The organism is Butyrivibrio sp. AE3006 (genome assembly GCF_000424165.1).
In the GTDB taxonomy this organism is placed as follows: Bacteria; Bacillota; Clostridia; order Lachnospirales; family Lachnospiraceae; genus Butyrivibrio.
Map to the genome: position 1 here is coordinate 42,333 of NZ_AUJJ01000019.1, position 26,106 is coordinate 68,438.

The 26,106-nt window shown below is 41.4% G+C and carries 15 protein-coding genes; 4 read left to right on the top strand and 11 right to left on the bottom strand.

From position 1 onward, the window contains the following. Positions 1–5: 5 nt before the first annotated feature. Positions 6–1,571, top strand: coding sequence for a response regulator transcription factor (locus tag G603_RS0110645; RefSeq protein WP_026670215.1), 1,566 nt, complete (start codon positions 6–8; stop codon positions 1,569–1,571). Here the strand turns inward: G603_RS0110645 and G603_RS0110650 are convergent. Next, positions 1,547–4,201: a hypothetical protein gene (locus tag G603_RS0110650; protein ID WP_026670216.1), complete on the bottom strand. Its 2,655-nt coding sequence runs from the start codon at positions 4,199–4,201 to the stop codon at positions 1,547–1,549. The two genes, G603_RS0110645 and G603_RS0110650, sit on opposite strands and share 25 nt — an antisense overlap. A gap of 19 nt (positions 4,202–4,220) precedes the next feature. Then, on the bottom strand, positions 4,221–7,508 hold the full coding sequence (locus tag G603_RS0110655) for an alpha-L-rhamnosidase (RefSeq protein ID WP_026670217.1): 3,288 nt from the start codon (positions 7,506–7,508) through the stop codon (positions 4,221–4,223). A 267-nt stretch (positions 7,509–7,775) separates the two neighbouring features. Here G603_RS0110655 and G603_RS21515 point away from each other — a divergent pair, with 267 nt between their 5' ends. Both G603_RS21515 and G603_RS0110665 read left to right on the top strand, forming a co-directional pair. Then, positions 7,776–8,924, top strand: coding sequence for a GGDEF domain-containing protein (locus G603_RS21515; protein WP_051207729.1), 1,149 nt, complete (start codon positions 7,776–7,778; stop codon positions 8,922–8,924). A gap of 129 nt (positions 8,925–9,053) precedes the next feature. Continuing rightward, positions 9,054–10,037 (top strand): fibronectin type III domain-containing protein, encoded by a 984-nt coding sequence (locus G603_RS0110665; RefSeq protein WP_026670218.1) that lies wholly within the window; start codon positions 9,054–9,056, stop codon positions 10,035–10,037. A 72-nt stretch (positions 10,038–10,109) separates the two neighbouring features. Here the strand turns inward: G603_RS0110665 and G603_RS0110670 are convergent, their stop codons facing one another. The 9 genes from G603_RS0110670 to G603_RS0110710 form a co-directional block, all read right to left on the bottom strand. Beyond that, positions 10,110–16,166: a non-ribosomal peptide synthetase gene (locus G603_RS0110670; protein WP_026670219.1), complete on the bottom strand. Its 6,057-nt coding sequence runs from the start codon at positions 16,164–16,166 to the stop codon at positions 10,110–10,112. A gap of 1 nt (position 16,167) precedes the next feature. Beyond that, a complete protein-coding gene (locus tag G603_RS0110675) occupies positions 16,168–17,508 on the bottom strand; it encodes an MATE family efflux transporter (RefSeq protein WP_026670220.1) in 1,341 nt (446 codons plus the stop codon). A 91-nt stretch (positions 17,509–17,599) separates the two neighbouring features. Further along, positions 17,600–17,872: a hypothetical protein gene (locus tag G603_RS0110680; RefSeq protein ID WP_026670221.1), complete on the bottom strand. Its 273-nt coding sequence runs from the start codon at positions 17,870–17,872 to the stop codon at positions 17,600–17,602. A 229-nt stretch (positions 17,873–18,101) separates the two neighbouring features. Then, the gene (locus G603_RS0110685) at positions 18,102–18,797 is read right to left on the bottom strand and encodes a YggS family pyridoxal phosphate-dependent enzyme (RefSeq protein WP_026670222.1); all 696 of its coding nucleotides are present in this window, start codon (positions 18,795–18,797) and stop codon (positions 18,102–18,104) included. A gap of 12 nt (positions 18,798–18,809) precedes the next feature. Beyond that, on the bottom strand, positions 18,810–19,418 hold the full coding sequence (locus G603_RS0110690; RefSeq protein WP_026670223.1) for an NUDIX hydrolase: 609 nt from the start codon (positions 19,416–19,418) through the stop codon (positions 18,810–18,812). Positions 19,419–19,660: 242 nt separating this feature from the next. Then, positions 19,661–20,257, bottom strand: a complete 597-nt coding sequence (locus G603_RS0110695) for a manganese efflux pump MntP (RefSeq protein WP_026670224.1) — start codon at positions 20,255–20,257, stop codon at positions 19,661–19,663. A gap of 146 nt (positions 20,258–20,403) precedes the next feature. Beyond that, positions 20,404–22,305: an EAL domain-containing protein gene (locus G603_RS21520; RefSeq protein WP_051207733.1), complete on the bottom strand. Its 1,902-nt coding sequence runs from the start codon at positions 22,303–22,305 to the stop codon at positions 20,404–20,406. Between the two features lie 208 nt (positions 22,306–22,513). Further along, positions 22,514–23,875, bottom strand: a complete 1,362-nt coding sequence (locus G603_RS0110705) for a sodium-dependent transporter (RefSeq protein WP_026670225.1) — start codon at positions 23,873–23,875, stop codon at positions 22,514–22,516. Between the two features lie 76 nt (positions 23,876–23,951). Further along, a complete protein-coding gene (locus G603_RS0110710; protein WP_242834874.1) occupies positions 23,952–25,088 on the bottom strand; it encodes a cation diffusion facilitator family transporter in 1,137 nt (378 codons plus the stop codon). Between the two features lie 279 nt (positions 25,089–25,367). On the opposite strand from G603_RS0110710, the gene G603_RS21525 reads away from it, so the two are divergent. Continuing rightward, positions 25,368–26,045: an NUDIX hydrolase gene (locus G603_RS21525; RefSeq protein WP_026670227.1), complete on the top strand. Its 678-nt coding sequence runs from the start codon at positions 25,368–25,370 to the stop codon at positions 26,043–26,045. Positions 26,046–26,106: the final 61 nt, after the last annotated feature.

The following is a 26,106-nucleotide window of genomic DNA, read 5'->3' on the forward strand; positions in this document are numbered from 1 at the left end:
ACTAAATGACATTACTTATAGTTGATGATGAATTTTACTTAGTGCAGGGTGTAAAAAACGCCATCGATTTCGAAGCACTTGGAATAGACGAGATATATACAGCCTACAGCGCAGATCAGGCAAGAGCTGTTTATGAAGAACATACCGTGGACATACTGCTTTCAGATGTAGAGATGCCAAGAGAAAACGGTCTTTCACTGATTAAGTGGGTAAAAGATAACGGCTATGAATCCATTAACATTCTTCTGACAGGTCATGCCAATTTTAACTACGCAAGAGAAGGAATCTCTCTTCAGATTCTTGATTATATCCTCAAGCCTGTTGAGGAAAACAGCCTTCGTGAAGTTATGAAAAGAGCTGTTAATAAGGTAAAAGAAAACCAGCAACAAAAAACTGAACGCTTGCAGACTGCAAAGCAGGAATTATGGAGATGTCTATATAACGGAACGATTCCCGCCGATCAGGATTCCATTTCAAACTTCATGGCAATGAACTCCATCCCTGAAGAAATGGCAGAGATATTCTATTACTACGCTTACCTTCGCGCTGAATCTATTGATGAAGTTTTCAGTGCCAATGCTGTTCTGTCCGCCCTGGAGGATCAGTTTAACTCCTGCATCTATGTTACAGCCGTTGATAAAAATCGCTTCATGATAAATATAAGCTTAAGTGACTACGCAGATGTTGACAGCGAACTGGAAAAGAAAATATATAACAGCTTTTCACTTGTACTTGATAAGCTCCAAAAAGAACATGATAGTTTCAGGTTCGTGTTCTATCTGTTCTCAGGCGCACCTCTGTCAGCAGCGCCCTATGCCTTTGAACTCCTGGATCACTACTCCAAAAACATACTTACATCAGAGAATAAGGTTATCTCCATCACAAATGTGGCTATGGATTCCATCTCTGCAAAGACTGCATCAGACTCAGAACAGATCGATATCCAAAAATGGGAAGAACTCCTATCCATGAACAGAGCAGATGACATTCTTTTAGACATCAGGGGACTTCTCATGAAAACAGATTCAACCTTTTCAGCAAGACTTCTAAGGTCAATTTACTACGGTCTTATGTCAGCAGTCTTTACCGTGCTTGTCCAGAAAAACTGCTCCCCTATGAATGTATCATCACAGATGACTCACGCCACTGACCCCCGCACCATCACCACTTCTGCCGAGGGACTTCTTCAGTGGGCCAACTCTCTTCTTCGCAGCGCCTCTGACCTTCTAACGAGTCAAAGTCCTGAGGAGAATGTTGTAGAACAGGTTAAGCTTTTCATAAAAGATCATATCGACGATACCGATCTTTCAAGAACCACCATAGCTGAAGCTGTTCATATTTCTCCTGACTACCTCTCCTATGTTTTCCATAAGGAATCAGGTGAAGTATTATCCTCTTACATAAATGGTGAGAGAATCGCAATAGCAAAGAAGCTACTGTTAAACACAGCAGCTTCTTCACAGGAAATAGCCGACAAGACCGGCTTTTCAAACGTATCATATTTTAGTAAGCAGTTTAAGAAAACAACAGGGCTTACTCCCAATGCTTATCGGTCAGAGCACAAGAAGTAAGTGATGTCTCCCACGATACCGCTGGGAGAAACAGCCTTGATATCAGGGCCAAAGAATCCTCTTCCGCCTGTCATTTTATGTACCATGCGCTCAAGAGTAGTTCTTACTTCTATTCTGAGGGTATTTGTACCGTCATTAACAAGACCGCCAATCTCATATACATAGGGCGGACAGAGTGCAGATCCTGCAAATTCATCGTTCACCCAGACTTCAGCAGCTTCAAATGCATCTTCAAGGTGCAGATATGCTGCTTCTTTTTTACCCTCAAAGCTTGTCTCATATCTGATGATTCCTGAGAAATCAGGATGTATTTCAAGAACATTCCTAAGCTCTGAAGCAGTAATCTCATCCTTAAAGTCAGGATAATCCTCGTTGGTTGTAAAGGACACTTTGAAAGGTCCCTCTATCTTAATTCCATTTTCGTTAACTTCAGGAAGAGTTATGGTTTTTGCCTCAAACTCCGCATTATCCTCAGGAACCACTATTATCGCCATCTCGTAGGGATGCAGTGTAAGATTTACTTCTCCCTTGTTGTGACTTGTGGTTAGTATCCTGTTCTTAAATGCATCATACTGATAGGGTGTTCCTGATACAGGAAGCTTAACCTCTCCATCAAAGGTCTCGCATATACTCTCATTAGAAATAAGATAAAGCTTTTCACCATTCTTTTCGTAGTTGTATATCCTAAGATCTTTAAAGGTATCGGATGTAACAGAAGCATTTTCTGTAAGATTCTTTGCAGCTATATCAGCTACGTCTGTAAGCTTGCATACTTTTTCGCCTTCTGGTCCAAAGCCTGCGAATACCACATCAAGGTCAGTATCTTTTGCCTTTTTGACAAATGCCAAAAGATCTTCAGGAACAAATTCCATTCCCGGAATTATCAGTGTCTTAAACAGATGTCCGTTTATCAAAAGCCCCTCTTTTTTAAGCTCCGGCTTATACTCTCCATCAAAGGCAAGGGCATCCACGGGAATAATGTCAAAATCGATCTGAGCTTCATCAAGCTTTCTAGCCACTTTTGCGCAGTCCATGTATTTCATTCCGGACCATTCAGCCTCAGCATGATATAAAACCGCTGTTTCAGTAAGATGCTTTCCACCTGAAATAAGGTGAGCCACCCTGTTAAGGTAAAGCATAAGCTCTCCAAATGGCTTATATAAAGGATTCTTACCATGGGCATAAAAATGCGGCGGACAGTCAAAATCCGGGAAATCCTTGGGACTGAAGGCATGAGGTACAAAGTGGTTCACACCTCTTACAAGGAAATGATCAAGCTCATATTTCATGAGTCTTGTTCCTTCTTCCCAGCCGTAAGCTCCGAATATCTCGCACATGGTATCACCATGCTTTTTCTCATCAAGATCAGCTAAGGATGTTCCAAGTCTTCCAAGAACGTGATGATAGAACTCTCCGTCAGCGCCAAGTCCCATAAGTCCCTTATGGCTTATATCCGCACCACCTTCAGTAACCTGACCTCCGATATCATCAATACCTGCAAAGTCCTGTCCCCAAAGTGAACGGAAATAGTGTCCCTGTGATGAACCAAGCTTTGTGCTGTTATCGTTATCTTCAACTATGTGACCGATATACTTAACTCCATGCTCTCTGCACCACTGTCCTATCTGCCCGCCAAAATTCCGGCTGCACAGCTTTGTAACTATATCCATAAAGCCTGTACGGATATCTGCAGTGAATTCATCACTTCCAACAGGCATCCAAAGCGCGGGGATAAACTTTCTGTAATCAGCTCCAAACCTCTCTGTCATCTCCCCGGGCATCTCCTCACTCCAGGGAAGAGGCATATTCATGTTACCTATTGCAGCGTCACTTCCGTTATAACCTGCCACATTACCGATTTCAGGCTCATCTGAGAAAAATCCGAGAATCGTCTTGCCAAATTCGTCCTTATAGTGAGCATAATGAGGCTCATAACAGGCATCTATCTGAATTCGGCAGGACTTTTTGCTGAGGAAATTAACATAGCCACCTCTTCCGCCGCCGTTTCTTGTGGCATAGATTATAAAAATACGCCATACACCTGCAGGCACGTCAAAACTAAGCATGCCATCCTTTACTTCATCGGTAAGATCGATAAGGCTGTCATCCAAGTGATAAATGTCATCCTCTTTGCCATCAACCCTTGATGCGATCACAGCAAAAAGTTCATCATCATCGAACTTTCTTTTCTCACCGCCGCCAAAGGGGCTTGCAGGTGCAAATGGATTGTCGTAATGCTTTGCGGCTGTTGCAATATCAATCGTAACCTGCTTCTTTGGTCCTGCAGCATCAACGCAGGCATATTCGAGGAACTGCTTGCAAAGCTCCGGATCAGCATCTGCCATTTTGCCTGCTGCCTGTCCGCTGGGAAAATGAGCATCATCCAAAATCCACAGCTTCATATCGAGCTTTTTAGCTTCATCCATAATTATGTCAACATCATGGAACCATCCATCTCCTGCATAATCAGGATGGGGCCTTGCTTCAAGGCACATCTCCTTAATGTTGGCTTCATGTATTACATTTACATATTTTCTAAGCACAGCCTCATCTTCGCCGTGCTGCCAGAAAAACGGCAACACGTAGTTGCCATTCTCCCCTTTTATACATTCAAGTACTGCTGAACCCATTTCGAAATAACTCCCATTCTTATCTAAATTCGTGTATACCGCTTCCTGCTTCTACAGGCTCTTTTCCGGGCATAATAACTGTTGCGCTGCTACCTGCAGGAACTTCCAGTTTGTATACATAGCTTCCGTCTTCTGACAGTTCCCATCCTGCACGTATGACACCATAAGGTGTTGTGAAATGTCCCTTTACGAAAGAGTAAGACTTATCCATGTAAGGTCTTACAGTAAAATGTCTGTAACCCGGCGCATCCTCATCTCTCATTATTCCAAGAGCGTACATGTAGAACCACTCAATAACCGCACCAAGTGAATAGTGATTGAAGGAATTCATGCTGTTGTGACCGCCAAAACCATTCTCTATTGTGAAGGAATCCCATCTCTCCCATATACTTGTAGCCCCCTGGGTAACGGGATAAAGCCATGAAGGACATCCTGTCTGAGACATGAGCTTATATGCGTCATCGCTATGACCTGTCTCAGTGAGCATGGGATTAAGCGGTGCTGTTCCAAAGAATCCTGTTTTTACAAGATATCCTGTCTTCTTTGTGGCATCTGATAATCTGTCGCCCACAAGCTTCTTCATCTCATCTGTAACCATCTTAAATGACAGAGGAAGCGCGTAGGAACACTGGGTATCATCCTTTGTTTTTCCTGTTTCCTTATCAAAATATTTCTCATTAAAGGAAACCTTCAGCTGCTCGTAAAGGGCCTGATATGCTTTCGCATCAGCATCTTTTTCTATAGCCTTTGCCATACGGGCCATTGTGTAGGCATTATATCCATAGAATGCATGGCAGATAAGGAAAATATCCGTCTCCTCAGGAGCCAGCCAGTCTCCAAGAGTAAAGCCTCCCCCAAGGTCTCCCTGCTCCCACAAGCCTGCTGAATAGTCCATGTAAAGCTTTAATGCATCATAGTTATCGCGAATCACCTTCACATCGCCGTACTGCTGGAACAGCTCCCATGTCACATGAATAGCTGAGCTCTCATAGGTATAGCCGCCAAAGCCTCCGCCTACAGGAGCAATATCAGGGAATTTTCCGTTTTTATCCTGAAGGTCTCTCATACACATGAGCCAGTTTTCGTAGAAAAGTCTGGTGTCAGCATGGAACATTGCTGTTCTTGCAAATATGGAAGTATCGCCGTCCCATCCCATTCTCTCATTTCTCTGAGGGCAATCTGTGGGAATGCTGATAAAGTTGGACTGCTGCGACCTTCTTACGTTCTGTATAAATTTGTTAGTAAGCTCATCCGAAGTCTCAAGAGATGATGTCATATCAAATGCCGATGATAAAACAAGCATCTTCACATCAGAAAGCTCCGGCTTTTTTGAGACTCCTGATATCTCTATATATCTATAACCTCTAAAGGTAAATGCCGGTGTATACTCTTCGCCGTTATCATCTCCCTTAAAGGTATAAAGATCTGTACAATCAGCATCACGCAGGTTCTCAACCATCATGGTTCCGGCTTTACCTGTAAACTCAGGGATATCGGGATACAGAAGCTCTGCATATCTCAGGGTAGCTGTAGCTCCCTTTTCTCCATAGAGTCGCAGCTTTGGAACACCTGCTACGTTTACACCCATATCATAGATATAGACGCCCTCTGAAACCTCGCTTACTGAAAGTGCTGTAAGCTCGTAGGATACCTTAACCCCATCTCCCACCTGTCCTATAAGGGAAGTCTTATCTATATTAACTTCGGGCCATACTACAGGTCCTGATGACATGGTTTCTTCATGATAAATGGGTGTAGGCTCTATCTCGGCAGGCTTTTCCCAATCGCCATCTGCAAAACCTGCTTCAGAGAAGCCCTTAACCTTTTCATCTCTTGTGGCATCATAATGCTCACCATGGAAAAATCCTGCGTATGTGTATGGACCTTCGCCATAGTATTTCCAGGTATCTGTGTCTGTAGGAATACTTACTACGGTTCCATCCTCGTATGTAACCTCAATAAGGCCAAGGAAGGATTCCCTATCGCCATAGTAGTTGTAATTGCCAAGTACAAAGGTCTGAGCATCACTCCACCAGCCTGATGCCAGAATTACACCGATGGCATTTTTGCCTTCTTTTATCTGCTCTGTAATATCATAGGTCTGATAGTAAAGATGTCTGTCGTACTGAGTAGCTCCCGGATTAAACCAGGTATCAGTAACCTTATTTCCGTTTACCCTGCACTCATAGATACCTCTTGCGGTAGCATAGAGCCTTGCCTTTTTAATCTTCTTATCCACAATATCGAACTCTTTTCTCAACATAGGAATTGAAGTGTGGCTGGGGTCCTTGGTAAGCATAAGATCATCATTAGCTGTTCCGTAGATATGTGAATCTTCATCCCTATCACTTCTGTTCTCATCAAAAACATAAGTGTTCGTATCACTGTATACCACGCTGTAGGGCTTTCTGAGGTTCTTAACCTCAAGACTATAGAGATCAGCTCCCTGTCCCTTTGGTACAAATACACCTATCTCATTTAGTCTGGGGAACGTATTAACATCATTTGTTCCTATGGGATTAAGTGCTCTTGGAGCCTCAATCTCCCCAAAGAATGATCTGTCCTTGGATACGTCGATACGCTTTCCGTCAAGGACTGTGTATGCGCCATTTCCTCTTACATCAAGAAAAAGCTCATGCTCTTCATATCTGTTGGCTTCTGTCAAAACGTCCTTTTTCTCAGGATCGTCGCAGTCCTTAACAGGCACCTCCACAAGAGGCTTATCCGCAATATCTTCAGGAAGTATTCCAACTCTGTAAATTCTGAGCAATGCAGGAATCTCTTTTACGTCAAGTTCAAACTTAAAGTAGTTTTCCCTGTCCTTAATTCTCTTATCGTTTCTGCCAAGTACCACAGCAAAAACCGATGATCCTTCGTGGATCCTAAATCTGGCTGTAAGCCCGAAAATACCATATACATCTGAGCTGAGTGAACACTTTGTAGGTCCAATCCACTTTGCTCCTCCAAATGTATCCTCATGATCCATCATGAAGCCAGTCTCAAAAAAGTTTCCTTTACTCTCTGAGCTTCTTCCATGATTATCCCTAACAGTCACATCAAAGCTGTAACAGGTCTTAGCTTTAAGCGCACTTCCCTTATAGCACACTTCTGACAGTTCAGAACTATCTATTTCACCTGAATCCCATACAATCTCCCCATTTTCATTTTTTACGATAACTTTCGCAGATTTTTGCAAGGTATCGTTCTCATCGCTTTCAAGTTTCCATGAAAAACGAGGCGAAGAAGTGTCAATTCCAAGCGGATTTGACCTGTACTCCGTCTTACATTCAACAATTTTAAGTCCCATAAATACCCTCTTTTCTAAAAAATTTCTCCCTATTTTTTACAAGTATCTATTATTGTACAATGGAAAAAGTCTTTTCGTAAATTTTTTCTTTTTGTCTGCGAAAATTTTCGTTAGTTACGAAACTCAATTTCGTAAATTTACATATCTTTTCATTTTCCTGATATAATCATAAAAATTGTATAAAATATTTTGTGGTCATCTAAAAAACAAATACTAATCGTGCTAAAATATTTTCTAAATAATTAAACGTTATTTGGGAGAATTCTTGTGACAGAAGTTTTTTATTACATTCAGGCAAATCTTGCATGCTTTTTAATTTTAGGACTTATTCTCTATAAGATAAATCATGGAATCGACAGGCAGACTTCTACTGTCATTCTCAGAAGACTTATTATCGTTCTGATGACTTATTTTTTCTCAGACAGCATATGGATATTCTTAGACAGCGGTGTTGTAAATATACCTCATCCTGTAATGATTGTTGTTTCGATCATTCCATTTGTCCTTATAGTATGCAGTTCATATTTCTGGTTTGTGTATTGTGAGATACTCCAGCAGGACAAGCTTATTCTGACAAGAAAGGGTGCGTTTATTTCTTCAATTCCGATTCTTATTACCGTAATACTTATTATATCCGCATCTTTTACAGGAATAGTCTTCTACTTTGATGAGAACAATCACATTAAAAACGGACCTCTTTACGGAATACTTGTGCTGGTTCCTCTCGGATACATGGCGTATGCTTCCATTAAGGGTTTCTACAGAGCATTTACTCAGGGACGCTACATGGATCACATCGTATATCTCACAATTGGTGTTTTCCCTTTTATTCCTATTATAACAGGCGTCTTACAGGTAATATTTATCTATATTCCTTTTATGTGTTACGGCGCCACCTTTTCCATTATGCTGATCTATCTGGCGACGCTTGAGAATCTGATTTCCATGGATTCACTGACACAGGTCAATAACAGAAATCAGATGCATAAATATCTTATTCGAAAAATGAAGAATCCATCTCCGAACTTATCGCTGTATCTGATGATCATCGATATCGATCATTTCAAGGAGATCAACGATACCTATGGTCATATTGAAGGTGATAAGGCCCTCGTACGAGTAGCTAATGCCATGAAGGATGCATGTCAGGCGCACCGCAACAGATTCTTCGTTTCAAGATTTGGCGGCGATGAATTCATAGTAATTGCCGAGACCGAGTACAAAGGCGAAGTAAACTGGTTATCTGAAAAGATCCGCTCAAATGTTAAGCTCTACAACGATAAGGCAGAGGTTCCCTATAACCTCTCCGTATGTGTGGGAATAGCTGAATACGATTACGCTAACCCTGTTCCTATCCCTTCTCTTATTGCAAGAGCTGACTCAGATCTCTATCACATGAAACATGCAAGAACATAAATGCATTATAAAGTTATAAAAAGTTTATCTTTATTTTCTTTTTTCCTTTAAATTAATAGCATAAAATTAAAGTGTTACTTATTGAGGGAGGGCAGATAAACTGCCCATGCAAAAAAAGGAGAATAGTTTATGAAGAAAGCACTAAAGTATCTGATTTTACCGGTCCTGATGTTTGCTCTTTTGCTGATTCCGCATATGCAGGTCAAAGCAGAAGGCACAACCCCTATCACAATCACAGCAACGACCACAGATTCCATTACAGCTTCCTGGCCTGCAGATCCAGCTGCAGCTAAATATTTTATTGGGTACGGCACAACTCAGGACGAAGCTACTACTAATTGCGCTGTAGGTAAAGCAATTGTAGTAACCACAACTTCCTATACTTTTACAAATTTAAAGCCCGGTAATAAATACTTCATAGTTTTAAAATACGCGACAGAAGATGAAACATTAGTAGATACCAAGTACAAGAATGCAACCGCTGTTACTATCCCGCCAACACCTACTAACGTTCATTCTACATTCTGGTCTCTTGGAACTGACAAGCTTATAATCGAATGGGACTGCGCAGATAAATATGACAGATTTGAAGTAGCTGTCAAGGATTCCGAAGATGACGGCTATACCAAGGATACAACAGAAAAGAAGATGGAGTTTGACACAGAGGACGTCTCATATATAAATGTGAAGGTTCGTTCTATTGTTGAATATGACGGCACAAAGTACTACAGTGCATATTCAGATTCCTATAAGTCATTTGCACAGCCCACAGTTAAAGAAACTGAGGATGGCTATGCTGTTACTATCAAGAAAAAGAAGCTGATAGTTCAGTGGTGGAAAGAAAAATATGCAAACGGCTATGAAATCTGGGTTGCAACCAAGAAGAACGGCAAGTACACCAAAGTTAAGACCATAAAAAACAGGAACACTGAAAAGGCAACCATCGCTAGATACAATAAGAAGAAATTCAATCCCAAAGGAAAATACTGGATTGCTGTTACTGCTTACAGAGATGAAAACGGAAAGCGCAATAGAACCAGTGCTTCTTATGTAATCTTTTATGATAAGGGCGAAACCTATCAGACAATCCGGAAAAATGGTACTGTAAAATAAACCATAAACGTGCGCCGCTAGGCGCACTATCAAAAGTGCCGATGCATCCAGCATCGGCACTTTTTCTGTGAATCAACCATTAACCATGTTTTCAAGAATCTCTACATACAGATCGTGGAACCTCTCCATAACAGCCCTGTCATGCATTTTTCCTGCATATTCCATCTCTGAATCATATCCTCCATCTCCATACTCATTTTCAAGAAGCTCAAGTTCCAGGCATCCTGCCGCTACAGAGAATTCATCCTCCAGTTCTATCAGCTCCGGATCAAGTTCATCCAGCTCAGAACCATTAATACCAAGCTGAAGGTTAACCTCCATCCATTCATTCTTAAAGGGCTGAAGATCACTTGCAAGGTAATCGTATGAATTATGGGCAATTCCCGATGCAACCTGCTCCTTAACCGTCAATAGAAGTTCCCTGTCAGATTCTATTTCATCCATCCTCACAGCCACCGGAAGATTTTTAATAAGCATTCCGACGCTGCTCTCTGATTCCGGCGAAAGTCTGTTATTAAATATCCAGTTTGTCATAACATTATTTTTACCTGTGGCCTTAGAAAGTGCTTTTAAAGCTGCTGCTATTGCCATGACTGATATGGTGACACCGCTCCTCTTCTCGGCAGCTTGGACTTTATCAGCATCAAAAGAAAGTCTCTTCATTCTGTTTTCTAAACTGATATCCCTGGTGCCCTCATCTGTGTCAAGACTCCTGCACCACTTATCCTGTCCGTACCGCTCCGTATAATATTTCCTGTCCTCTTCATATTTTCCGGACTTTATGCGCTCTTCTTCCTGTTCAATCAGAGCAAAATAGTAATCTCTTTTTAGTTCTCTTCCAAAGTAAGCATTAACTATATCTCCCAGTATGACTCCAAGGGATCCACCATCCATAAGAAGATGGTGCACATCCATAAACAGGTAGGTTCCCTTCTGCCCCTTAAATACATTAACCTTGCAAAGGCATGAATCCAGTATTTTTCTAAAGGGCAGCACAAGTACCTGGGACAGACTTTCTTCTGTAGATGGCATGATATCTTTAACCACCACCTTAGGTACAAGCCCTGGCTCATATTTTTGCCTCAGTTCGCTGTTTTCATCAAAATAAAACTTAACGGACAATCCGGGATGATTATCAATTGCTCTGTTTACTGCATCGCAAAGTCTGTCTGCATCAATCCTTTCATCGAACCTCACAAGGAAATGAGTATTGCTCCACATGGTAGAATCAGGGCTAAACAACTGCAGATCAACCATTTCCACCTGCATGGGAGTCAGCATATGAGATTCTCCCCTGGCTCTGGTATCCCTGTCATCAAGATTTTCCATTGCAGATCTGTTTTCCAGTTCCCTGGCAATGTTTGAAGGAGTCCTAAGCTGAAAGATATCTGCTGCAGTAAGTCCATCAAGGTGACTCTCCGCCAGAGCTACCATAGCTTTAAGTGAATCGCCGCCAAGATCAAAGAAATCATCCAGTATGCCAACGCTGCCATTCTCCAGAGAAAGCGCTTTTGCAAATGCAGCGCACAAGGCCTTTTCCTCAGGCGTATTCGGCGCAACATATTCAGCTTTCATTTCCTGAATATCAGGATTAGGCAAAGCCTTCCTGTCCACCTTGCCATTACTGGTCTGAGGCATCTTATCAAGCTGTATGATAACTGACGGAACCATATACTCCGGAAGCTTATCCATCATATGCTTTTTTAACTCTGCTTCAGAAACTGACGCAGAAGCAGTATAGTAGCCTGCCAGATACTCCAGGCTTCCATTCTTTTTAACTACCGCAGCACCTGTCGCAACTCCGGGATACTCAGACATAACCTTCTCTATCTCATCCAGTTCGATTCTGAAGCCTCTTAGTTTTATCTGATTATCAAGTCTTCCAAATATCCTTACTTCGCCGTCTTCAGTCCATGCAGCCAGATCTCCGCTGTGATACGCCCTCATCCCGTCATGGGTAAAGAAGGCTGCTGCCGTCTTATCCGGAAGTTTTACATATCCCCTTCCAACCTGATCGCCGCATATTATGAGCTCACCCTTCATTCCCACAGGAAGCTCATTTCCAAAGGTATCTGATACATAAAAATATGTATTGGCTATAGGTGGTCCAACCGTTACCACTTCGCTTCCATCCATCACTACAGCAGCGCAGCCCATAGTACATTCCGTCGGGCCATAGACATTTAGTATTACACTGTCATCTCTAAGTTCCCTGAGCTTACTGTATAGCTGTATAGGGAAAGCCTCAGCTCCTATATCAAAAAATGTAAACTGACCTATAGCCTCTCTGCTTTCCGGAATCTCCAGGAGACTTAGAAGATAAGTCGGGGTACAGGTTATACCATTTGCCCCTGTTTCTCTGACAAGTTTTGCAAAGTCGCCCGGATTATGGATCTCCGTCTCTGTAGCGATAACAACCGTATTGCCGTTACAAAGGGGAACAAATTCCTCCACAACGGAGACATCAAAGGAAAATGCCGCTATAGCCAGATTCACCCGTTCAGGCTCTGCATAATACATGATCTCAAGGGATTTCTCATTCCGGTGCACGTAGTTAGCTATATTTTGGTGTTCTATCATTACACCTTTAGGACGACCTGTGGAACCGGAGGTATAGATACAGTATGCAAGATCTGTTTTATCTGAATCTGCCAGTTCTACATTATCATAGCTATCATCACAAGCTATCTCTTCCAGTTCAGATCCAAGCAGCGCTTCAAGAGTCAGAAGCTTAAAGCCCTTATTATCAAGGTCACGATCCTTCACGGCAGCTTTTGTGGTCAGCAGTGTATTACTGTCTGCATCATCCATACAGAAAAGGATTCTGTCATCCGGATAATCCGTAATAAAGGGCACAAAGGCTCCGCCTGCCTTAAGTATTGCAATTTCAGCCACATATGCCCATATCTGCCTGTCAAAAAGAACTCCCACAAGACTGTCAGCCTGAACCTTCTCTTTTCGCAGAATCTGAGATAACCTGTTAGTTATAAGATCAAGTTCACGGAATGATAGCTTTTTACCATCTGCTATAACGGCAATCTTATCAGGCTTATTTACAGCATGCTCATGAATCTGTATATGCACAGGCTTAAAGCCGATATCAACGGCCGTGTCATTAAAGGATGCAAGTTTCCCTTTATCCTCATCAGATAAAATAGATATTTCACCTATAGAGTGAGCCTTCATAAGCCCCCTGGCAACTGCAAAGAGATCTTTTGCAAATCGTCTCACATAATCAGCAGAGAACCTTTCATTCCTATATTCCAAGGTCATGTTATAGAGCCCGTCTGTAGAGAAAAACTGGATAGACATGCAGCCTGTTACCATTCCTGTATGGTAATGCTCCATAAACCACTTGTCGCCCTCAAGAAGGCTTTTTCCTGCAGCTGTACCCATCTTATCCGTAAAAAGATCACCCTGATATATGAATTCCACATCCTCATTCACAGGGCAGTTCTTTAATACTTCATCAAAAGAATATATGTCATTTGACATGGATGAAAACAGCTGCTTACTGATCTTCTTAAGGAATTCGTCTACGGGAATGTCCTTACTTAGATCACCGCATACCGGAATACGTTTAATAAGCGTACCCATGGTGTTATTCATCTCAGAGAGACCTCTGCCATTATATACGGTGGAAAATGACACATATTTACTGTTTAGATATTTGCCAAGCAAAATTGCCATAGCCCCCTGGAAGAAGCTGCTCTCAGATATATGAAGCCTGTCACAGAATGCCTTCACTTCTGAAGCCTTAAGGTCTCCCGGCTCAAACCTTAGATTTTCACTAACGCCGGGGGTAAGCTGACCATTAAGGTCACCCATAAGAGCAGGAACATCTTCAAAATCCTTGAAAAGATCCAGGTAGTATTGCCTTGCCTTATCGTGGGAACCATCAGCAAGGAGCCTTTCTTCATACATACCAACCTGCTGTATGGAGAAATCCTCACCTATGGGCTCACCTCCTGACAGGACTCTGTTCATCTCCGCAATAAAGAGGCTGATAGCTGTTCCGTCAAAGAAAATAAGGTGGGACTTTATCGCCAGATAGCATCTGCTCTCTGTCCTGTATACCGCAAAATGGAATAAAAGCTCATTCATCATGGGGACAACAGGTATAAAATTCTTCATAAAATCCAGCCTGTCCTCATCCCTGCCTTCTATAACAGGTATGTCTATCTGCGCATCAGGTGCCAGCACCATATGGGGCATACCATCTTTATCATTCTTAATAATATATTTTACGCAGGGGTGTGCCTCTATAACCCTGCGAACTGCATTTATCAGTGCTCCAGCTTCAACTCCCTCAGCAGCCCTTGCAAGATATGAAGAAGAATAGGTCTCCTTACTACCACCTGTCAGACTTTCAAGATAGATTCCAAGCTGAGTCTTTGTAAGAGGATAATACTCTCTGTCCATGGACGGTCTGTAGGCTGACCTGTGTGAATCCAGAAAAGTGCCAAGATCTCTCGGTGTGGGATTCGCCAATATATCCTGAAATGAAGGAGCATAACCCTTTTCACCCAGCTTACTGATAAGAAGGGCAGCGCTTAAGGATGTTCCGCCAAATTCAAAGAAATCCGCAAGGACACTGACTCTGTCCACCTCAAGAACAGACGCAAAGGCATCACAGATTATCTCTTCAAGTTCTGTACATGGCGGTTCGTATTCAGCCTCAGCGGTAATTATTTCCCGATTCTTAAGGGCAGGATAATCTATTTTGTTTCTTTCATTTCTTGGCATCTCATCCAGATGCACAATAAACTCCGGTATCATGTATTCAGGAAGAGTTTTGCCTGCATAATTCTTAACAGCCTCCGGGGATGCCTCTGCCCCGGTATAATAACAGCAAATATTATCATTGCCGTTAACCCTTGCATCAACGCAGGCGATCTCTTCCATCCCATCATAGTTTCTAAGTACCTGTTCCACTTCTCCAAGCTCTACACGGTATCCACGGATCTTCACCATGCGGTCCTTCCTGCCATGGAATATAAAGCTGCCATCTTCGCCATATGCCATGTAGTCTCCTGTGCAGAACAGCGCATGCTCTTTATTCTCAGGATCTCTTAAAAACCTTTTTTTCGTTTCTTCTTCAAGGCCGCAGTATCCAAGTGCCACATATGAGCCTGATACCCGCAGCTCCCCAATTATATCTGTATCAGCTATCGCATTTCCCTCGTCATCATAGAGAAATGCATTTGTTCTGTCACAGCTACCGCCCAGTGATCCCGGCATACCATCCCCTGCTCTGTGCATAAGTACTCCCGGAACCTCTGTGGATCCATACAGCTCCCACTCATTTTTGCCCGTAAGATATGAGGGTTCAACCTTTTCCCCTGCCAGAAGCACATAGTCCAGGTTTAATTCACCATATATTCTGGTCATAACTCCATACATCTGCGGTGAAATAAACATTCCGGTAATCCCCCGCTTATCTATAAGTGCATGAAGCATATCAAAATTCTTACGTTCAACCTCATTGGCAATATATACACTTCCGCCACAGGAAAGGGGCGGTGTAATGTCAAGTAAGCTGGCTATGAAATTAAAGCCTGCAATGCACATGGTATGAAGCGACTCATCTACACCAGCAACCTCTTTTACTATATTCACAGGAAAATCAAACACTTCCTGTCTGTGTATGACACCTTTGGGTTTCCCGGTTGAACCTGATGTAAACAATATCATTCCCTCTAAATCAGGTCCTGACAGATCCAGCTCCCCATTGAAGGAAAAATCTTCATCATCAAAAAGAGTGTCCATAGAAATGATCTTAGTCCCACTAATATCCAGGGCAGAGTTGTTATCAGTCAGTACTACACTACATTCTGAACTATCTATAGTGGTTGCCGCTCTCTCTATGGGATATTCACCGTCAATAGGGACAATACAGCATCCGGCCCTTAAAATAGCAATAAGCGAGGCTATATAATCCCTGCTTCTTGACAGATAAACAGCAACTCTCCTGTGCTTTGCATCTTCCGGAATGGATTCCAAAAGCACCTTTGCAATATGAGAAGAGCGTTCATTTAACGTCTTATATGAATATCCGCCGCGGATATCGCATACAGCCATATTGGAAGGATTCTTTTTAGTTTGTTCAAGAAAAGCTTTTATAAACATATTACTCTCTCCCCCATTTTATTCCTTTGCTAAATCTTAACCTGAAAAGTGTAAAGACAACTATTGTGGTGATCACTTCAGCTACAAGAGTCGTATACCATATTCCGTCATGCCCAAACATAAGGGGCAGAACAAAAATAAATATAATGGGCATCACAAAGCTCCTGGAAGCTGCAATAAGTGCTGAGGCTAGCCCATCAGATATACCTGTAAAAAAAGATGAGGAAAACATATTGATCCCGCTAAGAGCATATGCTAAAGCACATATTCTCAAGGCATAAACTGCCATATCCTTTAGCTGCGGATCATAGCCCACGAAAATATCTGCAATGATACCACTAAGCAGGAGTGCTATCAGCATCATGGAGATGCCAAATATAAGGGAAAGCCTAAGACCTTCTCTTCTAAGTCCTTTTAGCTCCTCGAAATTTTTCTCGCCGTAACGGTATCCTATAACCGGTATCATCGCAATACCAAGTCCCATAAAAATAGCTGCAAAAACGCCGGTCACATATTCAGTGACAGCATAAGCAGCTACGCCCCTTGCGGCGAGAAGTGTTACCAGACGTCTGTTAAAAATAATTGCCACAATTACATAGGAAACAGCATCCACCATCTCTGACGAACCATTTCCAAGGGCTTGAAAGACATCTTTATAATTAACATGAAATCCAGCAAAATGTAGTTTATGATTCCTGTCCGCAAAATACTTAATGGCTACCATGCAGCTGACACACCAGGCAATGCCCGTAGCCAGAGCTGCACCCCAAAGCCCCCATCCAAAAAATCCCACAAACAGAAAATCCAGAATAATATTCGTCACGGCATTAACTACAGATACAAAGAAACCCAGTTTCCCATTATCCGCCGCCACAAGATACTCCTGGAATGCATAATTCATCATCTGGACAGGCATAAAGACTGCAAGTATGCGACCATATACAGCGCAATAATCCACCAGGTCTTCTGTGGCACCTGCAATCACGGCTATGCCGTGCATGAAAACAAAAGAAACAGCAGAAATGATACTGCCGACTATAAGCAGGATAGTACTTAGCATGGACAGTGTCTGCCTTGCTTTGTCTTCCATTCCTTCACCAAGATAGGATGCTATTATGGCACTTCCGCCTGCTCCCACTACAAGCCCGATAGACATAAGTAGCGCCAGAGGAGGAAATATCATGTTTTCCGCAGCAAATACATCTTCTCCAAGAAAATTGGAGATGAAATATCCATCAACAACCTGATAAGTATTATCCACAAGCTGCATCCCAATACAGGGAAGTGCAAACAGAAGGATTTTTTTTACTGTGAAATGATCAGAAATAGAGATTTTTTCCATAATACTTTACCATTTTGTGTTTATTTCTTTTGTTAAAAAAGTACAGGTTATAATGCCTGTACTTCCCTTAAACTATTTCATTTAATTTAATTTATGCCCCGCCTGCAACTGCCTTTAGCGCTTCAAATTCAGACTCAAAAACGCCGCCCATTTTCTCAAGTTCATCCCAATTGTACCAGGACCCGGACAGCTGTATTGCATTGATAGAAACATCAGTCACAACAACCATAAAGGGCTTGTGATTGATGACAATATAAGCAGTCCTGTTAAGGCCAAAGGGAGAAATAAAGGCATGACCGGTATCTATCAGATGATTGATCTGCTCCAATGTGAGGTTTTTCGTTAATGGCATCGTCCTAAGCATCTGATTCCCCTTAGTTTAATAACTTATAAATTTATTCTAAAGGTCGAACAAGATATCATCAATAAAATAAATATGAATTTTACATAAAATCGTGTACTGCTTTATTATCCAACCCCGCCCATCTGTGGATTCGTTATCCTCGATATAAATTATAGTCTTTGATAATATTTGGTCGAGGATATAATCACCACAGATGGGCGGGGTTGGATATATATCAGTATTCATATTTTTAAATATTATAGTTACGTTCGCCGAAGATGCCTGTGCCAACGCGGACAAAGGTGGCACCCTCTTCGATAGCCACTTCGTAGTCGCCTGTCATGCCCATGGAAAGAGTGTCCAGGTGGAGGCCTTCGATGTTTTCAGAATTGATGTCGTCCAGCATTTTCTTAAGGGCCTTGAAGTAGGGTCTGTTGGTCTCAGGATCATCTGTATAGGGTGCGATGGTCATAAGGCCTCTTACTCTTATGTGCGGGAAAGCTGCAATACTTTTTACAAAATCAGGTGCTTCCTCCGGAGAAAGACCAAACTTGGAGTCCTCTCCTGCCATGTTTACCTCGCAAAGCACATCCATAACAAGATCATGCTTTGCTGCCTGCTTCTCAATCTCTTCTGCAAGACTCAGCTTGTCTACGGAATGGATCATGCACACTTTTCCCGGAAGATACTTAACCTTATTGGTCTGAAGATGACCTATCATATGCCAGTTAAGAGGCTCTTTGATCTCTTCTGTCTTATCCCTGATCTCCTGGACTTTGTTTTCACCAAAAACAGTAATTCCGCAGTCCATGGCTTCTCTGATGTCAGATACGGGCTTGGTCTTGCTTACGGCAATAAGAGTAACCTCACTCCTGTCTCTGCCTGCTCTGTCACAGGCTGCCTGTATGTTTTTTTCTACTGTTTCAAGATTCTCTCTGATTGACATGGCGTAGTCCTCTCAAATATTAAGGAATGCAAAAGGATCTTCATCTGCAAGGAAATGATATAATTGCATAGCGGCGGGCATTGCTACATGCTCTTCCTTAAGAATCCTTCTGACTTCATCCTTATCTGCAATCACTACCTGAATCTCCTCTGCTGCCTCCTGATACTTATCCGTGATTTCACCATCTGCATATCCATATACCATGGCCACAGATTCGTCCGTCATTCCAACAGATGAAAAACGCGGAGCTTCGTACATCTTTTTGGCATCTATAGGATGAAAAACAAGGCCTGTCTCCTCGTGAAGTTCTCTTACAGCAGCTTCCCTGTAATCCTCTCCCTTCTCGCAAAGTCCTGCGGGAAATTCATAAATGTAACCGTCTATGGGATATCTATACTGCTTCACCATTACAACCTTATCGTGCTTCTCACCATAAAGAGCATATATTCCGACTCCGTCTGCCTCATTCTCATGGGTAGTGATCATAAGACCTGACTTATCTTTATTCCTGGATGCTATAAAGTAGTTACTCTCATATCCCTTATCATTTACACCCTTTGCATGAAAAAGGTTCAGGAATTTGTTTGTTGTAAGCTGTTCCAAACTGGTAATCTTGGCCATTTTTTATTCCCCACTTCTGATTCTTTATAAAATGATGTAGGTGTCAAAAGTAAATTTTGACACCATATGATATACGAATTGCTCCGTTTCTTCGAAACTCTCGCAATTCTACAAATATTCGGAAAGCGCTAATTTACTGCGTAAATTGCTAATTCCTCATATTTGTTCGGGTCATAAAGTCAAAATGCTTAACATGCAAGCATGTACGCATTTTTGACTTTTGACACCTATATCATAAAATATTATAATCCGAAAAATCCTTTAGCAAATATCTCTATACCTATTCCGATGAGAATAATTCCACCGAATATCGTTGCTCTTCCTGCAAGTTTAAGACCAAATTTCCTACCAATCTTAAGTCCGATAATACAGATGACAAATGTCACAACTGCAATGATAACGGATGCAGCAAAAGCCATAAGAGCTGAATAATCCGCTATTGTAAAGCCTACAGAGAGCGCATCGATGGAAGTTGCAACGCCCTGCACCAAAAGCTCTCTTTTTCTTACAGCGACAACTTCTGAAGGTTCATCACCCTTCTGCTCCTGAATGCCTTCTATCAGCATCTTGCCGCCTATATAGCACAGAAGTATAAGTGCAATCCAGGGAATAAACTTCTGAAAAGCATTAAAATACTCTGCTGCTGTATGTACGCAGAACCATCCGATCATCGGCATCAAAAACTGAAAGCCCGCAAAGGTACCTGCTATCAGAATTTTCTTTTTCTGCTTCATACCCGGCTCTGCCATGGCATTGGCTATAGATACGGAAAAAGCATCCATAGCAAGACCTACGCCCAATAAAACAGAATTAAAAATAAATAATATTAACTTAGTCATATCTCTACCTTAAAAACTCGAAAATTTGTCGCTTGCCCGACCGTTCTATAATACACCTTTCCACTACAAAAATCGACAGCTCCTTAAAGCTGCCGATTAAAAGAATTTGATAAATTAACTCTTCGTGTTCACACTATGCAAATAACTTATTTCGATGAGTATTTTTTTACAAATTCATCTTCAGGAATCGGAGGTGAAAACAACATTCCCTGAAGATAATCAACTCCGATATCTGTCATAGCATCAGCCATTTGCTCTGTCTCGATACCCTCCGCGGTAATTCCAAGATCCATCTCCTTAAAGGCCTTTACCATCATAGGGATGAAAACATCGGGTTCATTGCAATAATCCCAAACAACCTCCATATCCAGCTTGATATTTACAAACGGACTCCTCTTCATTCGTGAAAGGTTCGAGTAGCCTTTACCATAATCATCAAGGACGAATTTGAAGCCGGAGCTCTGCAATATGTTGATCTGCCTCTCCATCAGCAATTCATCGATCATAAATACCTCTGTAATCTCCAAATGAATTAACTCCGGATTTACATCATATTTATTGATAATTGATGTGAAGCGGTCTACAAGGTCTGCGCGCATAAACTGGATAGGTGACAGGTTTACATTGATAAATTCAAGGCCCATAGTCTCTATGTCATTTTCAGATATGAACCTGCATACCTTTTCAAATACCTGCTCTCCAAGCTGATTTATTCGGCCGTTCATCTCAGCAATCGGTATAAATTCGCCGGGTGGTATTATTTTTCCGGCACTGTCCCTTATTCTTGAAAGTGCTTCTGCTCCTATAACTTTTCTGGTCTTTGAATCCATAAAGGGCTGCAGGAAAACTTCCACTTTGTCATTATCAACGGCATACTCCAGTGCTTTTTTTACTTCAAGTCTGTCTTCATAATCCTGATGAATTTCTTCATCTGTAAGTATATTGTAATCATCACCTATACTTTCTGTTTTTTCTAAAAGAAGATTCAGTGTATTGAAAACTTCATCTACACTTTTATAATTCTTGTTGCAATCAAGAAGTGCATAGCAGGCATCCAAATACAGCTCGGCATTAAAAGCACGCCATGGGAGTTTAAATCTGTTTCTCAGCTCCTCATGAATAACCTCGAATTCTGTCCTGTTATCTCCAAGAATAATAAACCTTCCGTTGTTGTAATAAAAATTGAGACACTTAGGATAGCATTTAATGAGGTGCGCAGAAATGAGGGAAATACCCTGATCCATCTGAACACCGCCGTAAATTTCACGCATATCATGATAGTCATTCAGAATGAAGGCCAGCATTTTAAAGCCGCCCTTTCCAAGATTTTCTTCGACATAGCTCCTAAGGGCCTTGGAATTAAAGGTGTAGCTTCGTCTTTCAAGAAATCCTTCGGGGTTGGCAAATACCAGATAAATTACCATGTCCGACATCATGCAAAAGGTATCAAACAGTAGCATTTTAGGCAAAGCATATCTAAAGATAAGCCCGACAAATATGATGATATTAAAGAAGAAAATTCCATATCTCTCTCTTTTTCTTCTGATCCTGTCCCTTAATTTGAACATGATAAAAAACGAATAGATGACATAGAAAAACGAAACCACATAGATAAGACCATGGAAAGGTCCTCTGTGATATCCTGTATCATCAATATAAAAGATTGTGCCATGAACAAAGCCTATAAGAACTAAAAGCTGAAGAAAAAGAATAGGAAGGGCTATGATTACTGTGTGAATTCTTTTAGCATAGGTGTCGACCCTAAGAAGCGCTGCAGTAAAACAATAATACAAATACATTCTTGCAGCGAATGAAATAAAGAAGACCGCGTTTAATAGTACCAATATAGGCGCTGCTATTGTCTGGTAATTATTGTCCGCCCAACTTGATATGATATCGGAAAGGATTACTATAGCTTCATTAACCAGAATCGCCAGGAACAGTTTGTTCATTCTTATCGGCAATCTGGGAAGCGCAAAATAGAAGCCCATGATTACAACTAGCATCAACAGGCTTGGAATTACATAATCGAAATTCCAATTAACCATACATGGTACCCCGCATTTAAATAACTACCTTTATTCTATATGAACCTTGCCAACACTTAAATTAAATAATTGGTAATAAATTATAAAAAAACAAGAAAAACCTCAGTAAACAAAAACAGTGAAACCATTAATTCATGTATGGTTTCACTGCATTATTTTAGTCGCTGTTCAATTATTGGATATTCAGAGCTTTATTATCTCAATCAGATTACTGAACCAATCCCTGAATAATGATAACAAGGATCAAAATTGGAAGTACATATTTGTAGTAGGTCTTGAAGGCTTTGGACATCTTCATTCCCTCACCGGTATTGGTCTCTTCAAGATAATTATCAAAGCCCCAACCGTGCTTACTTACGCAGAACAAAAGGAAAATAAGCGCACCAACAGGAAGAAGGATATTACTTACAATGAAGTCCTCTGAATCAAGTACGTCTCTTCCGCCGATAATATGGAGATTGCTCCAAAGGTTATATCCAAGTACACAGGGTATACTGGTTACAAATACTACAATACAGTTGATTAAAATTGACTTTTTCCTGCTGATTCCAAAGGTATCAGTGATTATGGCTACCAGATTCTCAAATACTGCAGTAACTGTTGAAAAGCTGGCAAATGTCATAAACATGAAGAACATTGTTCCCCATACTCTTCCCATAGGCATGTTTATAAATACCTTAGGCAGAGTTATGAAAATAAGTGCCGGTCCCTGATCAGGCTGAACATCATAGCTAAAGCATGCAGGGAAAATAATAAGTCCTGAAATAATGGCAACAAAGGTATCAAGAGCGCAAATTCTGATGGATTCACCTGTAAGTGCATGATCCTTGGACATGTAGCTACCAAATATCTCAATTGCACCGATACCAAGACTCAGTGTAAAGAAGGCCTGATTCATGGCTGCAGTAATAACCTTACCAAAGCCTACCTCTTTTGCCCTCTCAAGGCTGGGAAGCAGATAAAACTTAATTCCCTCTCCTGCGCCTTTAAGTGATACAGAGTGAATAGCCAAAACCATGATAAGAACAAGAAGTCCTATCATCATCACCTTCGTAACCTTCTCAAGACCATTCTCAACTCCAAGAAGCAGCACTCCAAATCCGAAAAGGACTGTAAGTGTCATGAAAATGCCCATCTCATTGGGATTTGCAAGCATATTTCCAAAAACATCGCCAACTGCCTCAGTTGCAACACCATTAAATTTTCCTGTTGCGAATTTGTAGAAATAATTCAGCATCCATCCTGACACATTGGTGTAATACATCATCAGAAGATAGCAGCCAAGTGCACAGAACCAGCCGTGAATATGCCACTTGGATCCGGGCTTTTCCAATGCCTCATATCCTCTTACTATGGTCTTACCACTTGCTCTTCCAACAGCCAGCTCCATAGTGAGAACAGGCACACCCATGATCACAAGAAATAACAGATAAAACAGAACAAATATTGCGCCGCCGTTTGCACCTGTGATATACGGGAATTTCCAAACATTACCAATACCGATAGCGCATCCTGCACTTACCAGAATAAAACCAAGCCTTGAGCCAAAGCTTCCCCTCTCATTATTCATTTTTCATACCATTCCTTTGTTTTAATTTTTCAACAGATAAAACTGTAAACCATATTCCCTGCGCTTTGCAAGTATTTTAATCACTAATATCCCTGTCAATATTGATTATATAGTCATATTCAGGGAATTCTTTTCTAAGCTCATCATAAACGTCTCTGCGAAGCTTCTCCACATCCTTCTCATCGAAGGTTACAACCATATCAAAGGATACTCTCTCACGGACTTCATCAAGATAAAAGCCGTGGATCTGTTTTATATGTTTATGCCTTTTCACAACTCTGACAACATCATTGTGGAGTTTGCCGGCAACGGAATTATCACTGTTCTGAGAATAGATTCCGACAGCCTCTATGGCAACGCCATGCTCTTCATAAACCTTCATTACAATCTCTCGCTGAAGTGAATCAAGTCTCTTGATTGTAATATCTTCCGGGACCTCGATGTGTACAGAGCCAACAATCTTATCAGGACCGTAGTTATGAAGAATAAGATCATATGCACCGTTTACTTCTTTAAAGGCCGCGATTGTTTTCTTAATGTTCTGGGTAAATTCAGGGCTCATTCTCTCTCCAAGAATCTGAGAAAGAGTATCTCTTAGCATCTCTGAACCGGCCTTTATGATTACGATTGAGATAATCGCACCAAGCCATGCTTCAAGGGATATTCCGCTGAAAATAAAAATGATGGCAGCAATAAGTGTTGATGCCGAGATAACGGAATCAAGCTTTGCATCTTCGCCTGATGCTATAAGGGAGTCGGAATTAACCTTTTCTCCTGTCTTTTTAACATAGGTTCCAAGAACTATCTTGACCACTATGGCAACTGCCACGATGATAAGTGAAGGCACGCCATAGCTTGGAAGCTCGGGATGTATGATCTTTTTAACAGATTCAACAAAAGAAGTAATGCCGGCATAAAGTACGATTACGGATATTATGGCTGCACTAATATACTCAATTCGTCCATATCCCAGGGGATGTTTCCTGTCAGGAGCTTTGCCCGCAAGTTTTGTTCCAACAATTGTAATTATGGATGACAGTGCATCACTTAAGTTATTTACTGCATCTAGTACAATAGCAATCGATCCCGACAAAATTCCGACCGCTGCCTTAAATCCCGCCAATAAGCAATTGGTAACAATTCCAATAATACTAGTCCTTATGATAATACTTTTTCTGTCCATTTCTTCCCCTACGGCTGTGTTTTTGGGCATTTCATCTCCAAACAGTGCTTATTAACATGTATATTCCATTCAGCCGACGCTCCCGCTCTGTTTCACACGTAGCGGTACTAAGCCTGTAAAGAACACAGGCTAAGTACCGACGTGTTCAAAAGCTGCTTCATGGAATATGCATGTTCAACACACTTGTGTGGGGCTTAAATTCAATTCCCACACAGCTATTCTTTTATTAAATTATGTTAATATGCTATCATTTTAGTGTGACAAGGTAAAGTGATAAACAAACAAAAATGACTTATCAGGAGCATCCGAATGAAAAATGAAATTCTTAATAAACTAAAGAATTTTAAAGAATCCTATGACGGAAAATACGCTGTTATGATTCCGCTTGTGGAAATTGATGGTGAGCTGCATGTGATATTTGAAGAGAGATCACACAAGCTTAGTTTTCAACCAGGTGAGGTATGTTTTCCGGGAGGTAAGATTGAGAATGGTGAAAGTCCAAGGGATGCTGCCATAAGGGAGTTTATGGAGGAATTGTATCCGGAGGTGCTGGATACAGCTGCTTCTGGAAATGCCAGTGAAAGCAACGGTTCTAAGGATTCGTCATCAGATAGTTCTGATGACTTCGGCGAATATCTTGATATCCTCTGCCAGTTGCCACCTCTTCCGGGACCAACAGGTGCCTATGTCTATCCTTTTGTATGCGCAGTTAAGAAGTTTAATGGAAGTTTTTCTTCTGATGAGGTTGAAAGGATTATCACTTATCCAATCTCATATTTTATAGAGAATGAACCATCCTGCTACCCAATGGAGCGCAAAGTAATACCGCCTGATGACTTCCCAATAAAGTTAGTAACAGGCGGCAAAAGTACCTACAACTGGCATGCCCAGAAATATGATATGTGGATCTATAAGGATACGTCTCCGGTAATCTGGGGATTTACAGGAAGGCTCCTCCACGCATTTACTGAAATAATAAAGACCTGATATGCACCGCCTACAAAAGTTTGATATAGGCTAACTTTTGTAGGCGATTCATATTCAGGCC